This window comes from Allokutzneria sp. A3M-2-11 16, from assembly GCF_024213555.1.
Lineage (GTDB): Bacteria > Actinomycetota > Actinomycetes > Mycobacteriales > Pseudonocardiaceae > Allokutzneria.
Map to the genome: position 1 here is coordinate 1 of NZ_JANAVO010000038.1, position 7963 is coordinate 7963.

Genomic DNA, 7963 nt, shown 5'->3' on the forward strand with positions numbered 1-7963 from the left:
GCGAGGGCCGGGGTTTCATCCCGTGCCCCCGAGAGGCCCAACGGCACGCGCAAGGGGCCCCAGGTCAAGCCGACCCCCACGCTGGTACCGGCGCGAGCTGGAAGCCCAGCCACGCAAGCTGGAAGCCCAGCCATGCCGAGCCTACGAAACAGCAAACCCAGGCATCGGATAAGCAGACATCAACTCAGAAACCTCAAGAGCGATCTTCTCCACATCCTCACCCACGACCGCCCGATCAATCCACTCGGCCAGCAGCGGCATCTGTTCCACCCCAAGCCCACGCGTAGTAACAGCCGCAGTCCCCAACCGAATACCCGAAGGATCAAAAGGCTTCCGAGTGTCATAAGGAACCGTGTTGTAGTTCAGCTCGATACCCGCACGATCCAACGCCTGAGCCGCAGGCTTCCCCGCAATATCCTTCGAAGTCAAGTCGATCAGAATCAGGTGATTGTCAGTTCCACCCGAAACCAGGTCGAACCCTCGCTCCACCAACGCCTCCGCGAGAGCCCGCGCGTTCGCCACCACCGCGTGCGCGTATTCGGAGAACGACGGGCGGAGCGCCTCGCCGAGAGCCACGGCGATCGCGGCAGTCGTGTGGTTGTGCGGACCGCCCTGCAAACCAGGGAAGACCGCCTTGTCGATGGCCTTCGCGTGCGCAGAATCAGTCATGATCATCGCGCCGCGCGGGCCGCGCAGGGTCTTGTGCGTGGTGGTGGTGATCACCGGGGCGTGGCCGACCGGGGACGGGTGGGCGCCGCCCGCGACGAGGCCCGCGATGTGCGCGATGTCGGCGACCAGCACGGCGCCGATCTCCTCGGCGATCGCGGCGAAGGCGGGGAAGTCGATGGTGCGCGGGATCGCGGTGCCACCGCAGAAGATCATCTTGGGTCGCTCGGCCAGCGCGAGGTCGCGGACCTCGTCCATGTCCACCCGGCCGGTGTCCTTGCCGACGGTGTAGCGCACGCTCTCGAACCACTTGCCGGTGGCGGAGACGCTCCAGCCGTGGGTGAGGTGGCCGCCCATGGGCAGCGCCATCCCCATGACCTTCTCGCCCGGCTCCAGGAACGCCAGGTAGGCGGCGAGGTTGGCGGGCGAGCCGGAGTAGGGCTGCACGTTGGCGTGCTCGACGCCGAAGAGCTCCTTGGCCCGCGCCACGGCCAGCTGCTCGACCTGGTCGATGACCTGCTGGCCCTCGTAGTACCGGCGGCCCGCGTAGCCCTCGGAGTACTTGTTGGTCAGTACCGAGCCGGTGGCCTCCAGCACCGCGGTGGACACGTAGTTCTCGGACGCGATCAGCCGGATCTTCTCGAACTGGCGCTGCGCCTCGGCGTGCACCAGGTCGGCGACCTGGGGGTCCGCGTCAGTGAGACTGGGGATGTTCGGTACGTGCACGGCTACCTCCGAGCGTGACGAAGACCGCCGGGGCACCCAGGCGCGCGGCGCTCTCCGGCTCCCGCTCCCCGGTGGTCGATCCCACCCTCGGCGCGCCAGTCGCGAACACGCGCATCCTAGCCGCGCCGCACTCCCGGCCGGAGCAGCCCGTGCAGCTCGGCCGCGGAACCGGCCAGCCAGCCCGCGCCCGCCGCGACGAGCTGATCGGCCCGGTCGACGCCGAAGGTCACGCCGACCGCGCGCATCCCGGCCGCCGAGGCCATCAGCACGTCGTCGACGGAGTCGCCGATCACCACGCAGTTCTCCGGCGGCACCGCCAGCGAGCGCGAGGCCAGCAACGCCGGATCGGCGGCGGGCTTGCCGCGCGGCGTCATCCAGTCGCCGACCACCAGGTCGAACTCGGCCAGCAGCCCTGCCGCCGCGAGCAGCTCCTCCGCGCCCGTCCTGGTCCTGCCGGTGATGACGGCCAACGAGTGCCCGGACGCGCGCAGGCCGCCCAGCAGCTCCGGCAGGCCCGGGAACACCAGCTCGGCGGCGGCGGGCAGGACCCGTTCCCGGAACAGCGCCTGGAACCGGTTGACCGACAGGCGCACCATCCCGTGGCCGGGCGGCAGGCCCAGCAGCCGGGCGAAGGTCGGCCCCAGCGGGCGGTCCGCGCAGGCCCGGATGTGGTGCGCCGGGGGCATCGGCCGCCCGGACCGCGCCACCACCCGGCGGATCAGCGGCACCGCCGCGCCCGGCGTGTCGACCAGCGTGCCGTCGAGATCGAACAGCACCGCCCCGCATTCGCCCACTGGGGACCCCACTTCACAAAGAATCGGCACCAGCGGCCGATTTTGAAGCGCAAAGCGGACCCCAGATGATCTTCCGGCGTCAAATCACGCCCTGTTATCCTTTCCACCGTGCGGAAAACCGAAGAGGGCTCGACCGTCGCCGCCGAACGGGCCCTGCGTCTGCTCCGGTTGCTGGCGGGCAATGGCGAGATCCGGTTGACCGAGCTCAGCAGGGAACTCGGGTTGCCGCATTCCACGACGCACCGGCTGCTGGCGACGCTGCGCCGCGAGGGGTTCGCGCTGCAGGAAGCGGCCAGCAAGCGCTACGTCGCGGGCCCCGGGATGTGGGAGCTCGGGTGGCTGCTGGACCCGCACGGGCTGCGGCTGGCCGCGCGCCCGCACCTCACGGCGCTCGCCGAGGAGTTCGGGGAGGCCGCGCAGCTGGTCGTGCTGCAGGGCCGGTACGTGGAGTTCCTGGACGGCGTCGAGTCCGAGCGCCAGGTCAAGCACGGGACGCGACTGGGCCGACCGCTGCCGTCGCACCTGGTGAGCGGCGGTAAGGCGCTGTTGGCGCGGCTGCCGGGGGCGATACTGGACCGGCTCTACCCCGACGAGGAGCTGCTCACCATGACCCCGGCCAGCGTGCGCACGAAGTCGGCGCTGCTCGGGCAGCTGGCGCGGGCCCGCGAGCTCGGCTACGCGACCAACGTCCACGAGACCGAGGTGGGGGTGTGCGCGGTCGGCGCGGCGGTGGTGGACCGCTACGGCCGGGCGCGCTGCGGGCTGGTGGTGGCGGGCCCGAGCACCCGGTTGCTGCCGGAGGACCTGCCGGTCGTCGGTGAACGCCTCGCCGGGGCCGCCCGCGTTATCTCAGAGGAACTGCGTTTCGACGATGTCTCCGACCGGCTCCGCTAAGCGCTTTTCCGGCTGACGGAAATCCTTCTTGCTCCGCCGATGACGCCGCACGTACTTTTCCGGCATGACAGCGGTTCTGCCTCATGCGAAGAATTGGATCGGCGGTTCCTGGAGGAACTCCAAGCGAATCGGGCACACCGCCGATCCGGCAACCGGGGAGATCATCGGCAGTTTCGCCGACGCCGGTGCCGGGGAGGCCGAGGCCGCCGTCGCCGCCGCACGCCGGGCCTTCGACACCACCGGCTGGCGCCGCGACCGGGAGCGGCGGGCCGCGGTGCTGCTGGAGCTGGCCGACCGCCTCGCCGCCCGCGAGGACGAGGTGATCCGCCTGCTGGCCAGGGAGAACGGCAAGACCGTGCACGACGCCGCGATCGAGTTCGGCGTCACCGTGCCGAAGCTGCGGTACTTCGCCGCGATGGCGCTGACCGACGCGGGCCGCTCCGCCGAGGTCGCGCCCGGACTGCACGCGTCCAGCCTGCGTGAGCCCGCCGGCGTCGCGGGGATCATCGTGCCGTGGAACTCGCCGGTCGTGCTGGCCGTGCGGTCCCTGGCCCCGGCGCTGGCGGCGGGCTGCACCGCGGTGGTGAAGATGCCCGCGCAGACCGCGCTGGTCAACAACCTGGTCGCCGATCTCGTGGCCTCGGTGCCGGACCTGCCCGCCGGGGTGGTGAACGTGTTCACCGAGAGCGGCGACGCGGGCGCGCGGGAGCTGGTCGCCTCCCCGGACGTCGACGTGATCAGCTACACCGGCAGCACCGCGGTGGGCCGGATCATCGCGGCGAACGCGGCGGCCACGCTGAAGCCGGTCTCGCTGGAGCTGGGCGGCAAGGGGCCGATGATCGTCTTCGCCGACGCCGACCTGGACGCCGTGGTGCCGGTGCTGGTCAAGGGGATCACCACCTTCTCCGGCCAGTTCTGCATGGCGGGCAGCCGCGTCCTCGCCGAGGCCGGTATCGCCGACGAGCTGCGGGTACGCCTGGTCAAGGCGCTGGAGGAGGTCCGCATCGGTCCGGGCGAGGACCCGGCGAGCGAGATGGGCGCGCTGATCGACGAGGCGGGCGTTGGCCGGGTCGACGAGATCGTCGCGCGGGCGCTCGCCGAGGGCGGGACTGCGCTGCTGCGCGGTGGGCCGATCGAGTCGGGACCGCTGGCCCGCGGCGCCTTCTACCGGCCGAGCCTGATCGAGGTCGCCGACGTGAACGCGTCGATCGTGCAGCGCGAGGTCTTCGGCCCGGTGGCCACGTTCGAGGTCTTCACCGACGAGGCGGACGCGATCGGCCGCGCCAACGCGACGGAGTACGGCCTGTCCGCGAGCATCTGGACGCGCGATGTGGACCGGCCGCGCCGGGTCGGCGGGGAGCTGCGCGCGGGCACGGTGTGGACGAACACGTGGGGCGTGATCGCCGACCAGTTCGAGGAGGGCGGGGTGAAGCAGAGCGGGCTCGGCCGGCTCAACGGGGTGCGCGGCCTGGAGGAGTTCCAGGAGACGAAGACCTACCTCCACCGCTACGGCTGTTGACCGTGACACCGGTGTCAACGTCTACGGTCGCGGTATGGATCTTCAGGTAGTGCTGCCGGACGAGTCACCCGCCATGGACCCGCACCACCTGGCCGAACTGGCCGTGGCGGCGGAGCGCATCGGGTATCGCGCGGCGTGGCTGCCCGACCACCTGCTGCCACCCGGCCAGTACGGCGACGGCCGCTACGGCGGTGTCTACGAGCCCTTGGTGTCGTTGTCCTACATCGCCGCGCACACGAGCACGATCGGGCTGGGCACGTCGGTTCTCGTGCTGCCGATGCGGAGCCCGTTCGTCGTGGCGAAACAGGCGGCCACCGTGGACCGGCTCTCGCGGGAACGGCTCACGCTGGGCGTGGGGATCGGGTGGGACCGCACGGAGTTCGCGGCGGTCGGATCGGACTTCGGCACCAGGGGCGCGCACGGACGAGGCGATCTCCTTGCTGCGCGAGCTTTTCGACGGCACCCACGAGGGCGGCGTGTTCGAGCCGAAGCCGCGAAGGCGAATCCCGATCATGGTCGGCGGGACCAGCGAACCGGCGTTGCGGCGCGCGGCCACCCTCGCCGACGAGTGGCAGGCGGTCGGCCTCTCCCCCGAACAGTTCGCCGAGCGGCTGGCGCGACTGCGGGAGCTGGGCGGGGACGCGGTGCGCGCGACCACGCGACTCGCATGGGAGGGCGGCGAAGCCGGGCTGGCACAGGCCGTCGAGCAGGCGCACGCCTTCGCCGACGCGGGCGCCGAGGCCGTGGCCGTGTGGTTCGGCTCCCACGAGGGTTTTGCCGATCGCATGGCCGAGTTCGCGCAGGCGCACCGATGACGGGTGTCTTTCCGCACCGCCCGGTGCGCGACGTCTCGATCCGCGGTGGGACCGTCGGCGCCTGCGGCGCGGACTTCGTGGACTTCAGCCTGGACCGGCGAGTACGAACGGGAGGTGCACGAGGAGTGCGCTCCGTCGATCATCCGCGGCGTCCTGCTGAACCTCACCGGCGCTGAGAAGAACGACCGCCTGGGCGACATCTGCCGGGTGGCGCGCGGCGCGGAAGGCACGCGAGGAGCTGGCCGGGGAATCATCCACCGCCGGCGCGGGTTGAAACGACTATGAAGGTTCCCGGTCCAGATCACCCCATCACCGTGACGCCGTCGCCCGATCACGTGGTCGTGCGGGTGGGCGACCGCGTCATCGCCGACACCTCGAAGTCCTTGGTGCTCCAGGAATCCACCTATCCGGCCGTGCGGTACATCCCGCTCGACGACGTCGACGGCTCGCAGCTGCGGCGCACGCAGACCAGCACCCACTGCCCCTTCAAGGGCGACGCGGCCTACTACACGATCACCGGCGAGCCGGAGCTGACCGACTCGGTGTGGGTCTACGAGCAGCCCTACGACGCCGTGCGGGAGATCGCCGGACACGTCGCGTTCTACCCCGATCGGGTCTCCATCGCAGTCGGCTGACCAGCGCATGGCACGATTCTGTCGCCTGCCGCTACGCCATACGTGAAGGACGACTGATGAATCCCGCACCCATGCCCCCCTACTCCGGCCCGCCGACGCAGCCGCCGCCCGGCACCTCCTTCGGTCGCTGCGTCCTGTCGTCACTGGTGTGGTACGGCGTCGTGTTCGTCGTGCTGTTCGCGACCCTGGGGGCGCCGGCGTCGGGCTACGCGTTCGGCGTGGTGGCCGGCCGGTTGCTGTTCCCGTTCCTGCTCTCCGCGCTCATCACGTGGTTGTTCTTCCGGCACAAGCGGACCAACTTCGGCATCCTCGTGCTGACGTCCCTGCCGTCCTTCGTCGTGCTCTCGTTCGCCTTCGGCGTGCTGCGCATGGCCGGGTCGGCCTGACGCGGTGCTCTCGGTCGTCGAGCTGGCGGCGCATCCGGACCTCGTCCTGAGCGCCGCCGGCTGCCGCGACGACCACGAGGCGTGGTCTCCCGCGGAGTCCAGCGGGGACTGGTACCGGCTCGTCCTGGTGCGGCACGGGCGGTTCCGCCGTCGTGTGCGCGGACGGACGATGTGCGCCGACCCGACGGTCGGTTACGTCAGCGCACCGCAGCAGGAGGAGTGCTTCGCCCATCCGGTGGGCAGCGACGCCTGCACGTCGGTCAGCCTCTCCCCCGCGTTGTGGCAGTCCCTGGCCGGAAACGGCACGCCGCCGCTCCACGGGCTGCGCGTCGACGCGGAGCTGGACTTGGCGCACCGCCGCGTGCTGGCGTCCGGTGACAAGGACTTCGGCCTCGTCGAACGGTTGCTGGACCTGGTGGGGGCGACGCTGCGGCGAATCCCGGACACCCCGCGGTGGGTGCTCCGGGACGCCGGGCTCGTCGACCGCGCTCGCGCCGCGATCCTGGACGGCACCCCGGAGGCGGCGGACCTGATGAGCCTCGCCCGCCTGCTCGACGTGTCGCCGTACCGGCTGAGCCGGGTGTTCTCCCGGGAGGCCGGGATGTCGATCACCCGCTTCCGCAACACCGTCCGGGTCCGCCGCGCCCTCGACCGCCTCGGCAGCGGGGACGACAGCGTCGCCACGATCGCGGCGGACCTGGGGTTCACCGACCAGGCGCACCTGAGCCGCACGCTGCGCGAGCACGTCGGGCACCCGCCGTCCGCGCTGCGCGGGCTGCTCCAGCCGCAAGAACGTACAAGCCGCGCGCGGCGCGAACCGCGAGGCTGAGCCGATGACCGCGATTCGAATCGAAGTGCAGCTCGACCTCGACGCCGACCGCGCGTGGGAGGTGATCGGCGACTTCGTCGACGGCCCGGCCCGGATGGCACCGGGTTTCGTCGCGAAGTCCTTGGGCGACAAGGATTCCCCGGATCTGCGCGAGGTCACGTTCACCAACGGCCTCGTCGTGCGGGAACGCCTCGTCGCGCGCGACGACGAACAGCGCCGCATCGCCTACGCCGTGATCGGCGGGACGATGACCCCCGAGCACGACGAGGCCGCTTTCCAGGTCTTCCCGGACGGCGACCGGAGCCTCCTGGTGTGGACGCGCGACGTGCGGCCCGCGGAACTGGCCGATCAGTTCCGCGCCGTCATGCAGGAGGGCGTGAAGGTCATCGCCCGCACGCTCCGCGCTCAGCCCAGTTCGTAGTCCCGCCGGTGGCTGCCCGTCCCGCCTTTCCCGTTTCGTACTCATAGCGGGTTTCGCGGCCGTTATGAGTACGAAACGGGTTCTCCCGGCTGCCCCGGCTGATGTTCCGTGCGTGTCAAGACCGCTCCTGAGCACGTGCAGGACACCGCCTACGCCGTGTCCTGCACGTCCTCAGGCACTCCGCACGCCAGGTAAACTCAGCCCATGCACCCCACGCGCCCGCACACCCCAACCCCCGCGCGCGCCGTCTAGAGAACCCCGTTTCGTACTCATAACGG

Annotated in this window: 9 protein-coding genes, 1 pseudogene and 1 riboswitch; of the genes and pseudogenes, 8 read left to right on the plus strand and 2 right to left on the minus strand. The window is 71.0% G+C overall.

Annotation, left to right across the window (positions count from 1 at the left end):
- Positions 1–141: 141 nt before the first annotated feature.
- Positions 142–1392, minus strand: coding sequence for a serine hydroxymethyltransferase (glyA, locus tag NLX83_RS40655; protein ID WP_254240647.1), 1251 nt, complete (start codon positions 1390–1392; stop codon positions 142–144).
- Between the two features lie 27 nt (positions 1393–1419).
- Positions 1420–1505, minus strand: a riboswitch (ZMP/ZTP riboswitch).
- A 3-nt stretch (positions 1506–1508) separates the two neighbouring features.
- Entirely contained in the window at positions 1509–2168 is a 660-nt protein-coding gene (locus NLX83_RS40660; RefSeq protein ID WP_254240648.1) for an HAD family hydrolase, read from the minus strand.
- A 126-nt stretch (positions 2169–2294) separates the two neighbouring features.
- Between NLX83_RS40660 and NLX83_RS40665 the strand changes: the two genes are divergently transcribed.
- The 8 genes and pseudogenes from NLX83_RS40665 to NLX83_RS40705 all read left to right on the plus strand — a co-directional run bounded on the left by NLX83_RS40665 (position 2295) and on the right by NLX83_RS40705 (position 7685).
- Positions 2295–3080, plus strand: a complete 786-nt coding sequence (locus NLX83_RS40665) for an IclR family transcriptional regulator (RefSeq protein WP_254240649.1) — start codon at positions 2295–2297, stop codon at positions 3078–3080.
- Positions 3081–3144: 64 nt separating this feature from the next.
- The gene (locus tag NLX83_RS40670) at positions 3145–4599 is read left to right on the plus strand and encodes an aldehyde dehydrogenase family protein (protein WP_254240650.1); all 1455 of its coding nucleotides are present in this window, start codon (positions 3145–3147) and stop codon (positions 4597–4599) included.
- Between the two features lie 73 nt (positions 4600–4672).
- A pseudogene (locus NLX83_RS42195) lies at positions 4673–5414 on the plus strand (LLM class flavin-dependent oxidoreductase).
- Between the two features lie 114 nt (positions 5415–5528).
- Positions 5529–5699, plus strand: coding sequence for a hypothetical protein (locus NLX83_RS40685; protein WP_254240652.1), 171 nt, complete (start codon positions 5529–5531; stop codon positions 5697–5699).
- A gap of 29 nt (positions 5700–5728) precedes the next feature.
- Positions 5729–6049 (plus strand): DUF427 domain-containing protein, encoded by a 321-nt coding sequence (locus NLX83_RS40690; RefSeq protein WP_374118873.1) that lies wholly within the window; start codon positions 5729–5731, stop codon positions 6047–6049.
- A 56-nt stretch (positions 6050–6105) separates the two neighbouring features.
- On the plus strand, positions 6106–6435 hold the full coding sequence (locus NLX83_RS40695) for a hypothetical protein (RefSeq protein ID WP_254240654.1): 330 nt from the start codon (positions 6106–6108) through the stop codon (positions 6433–6435).
- A gap of 4 nt (positions 6436–6439) precedes the next feature.
- Complete coding sequence (locus NLX83_RS40700; protein WP_254240655.1) at positions 6440–7264, plus strand: helix-turn-helix domain-containing protein; 825 nt, start codon at positions 6440–6442, stop codon at positions 7262–7264.
- Between the two features lie 4 nt (positions 7265–7268).
- On the plus strand, positions 7269–7685 hold the full coding sequence (locus NLX83_RS40705) for an SRPBCC family protein (RefSeq protein ID WP_254240656.1): 417 nt from the start codon (positions 7269–7271) through the stop codon (positions 7683–7685).
- The last annotated feature ends 278 nt before the right edge of the window (positions 7686–7963 follow it).

Coding starts and splice junctions, on each gene's coding strand:
- NLX83_RS40695 (WP_254240654.1), top strand. CDS start 6,106: ATGAATCCCGCACCCATGCCCCCCTACTCCGGCCCGCCGACGCAGCCG.
- NLX83_RS40670 (WP_254240650.1), top strand. CDS start 3,145: ATGACAGCGGTTCTGCCTCATGCGAAGAATTGGATCGGCGGTTCCTGG.
- NLX83_RS40705 (WP_254240656.1), top strand. CDS start 7,269: ATGACCGCGATTCGAATCGAAGTGCAGCTCGACCTCGACGCCGACCGC.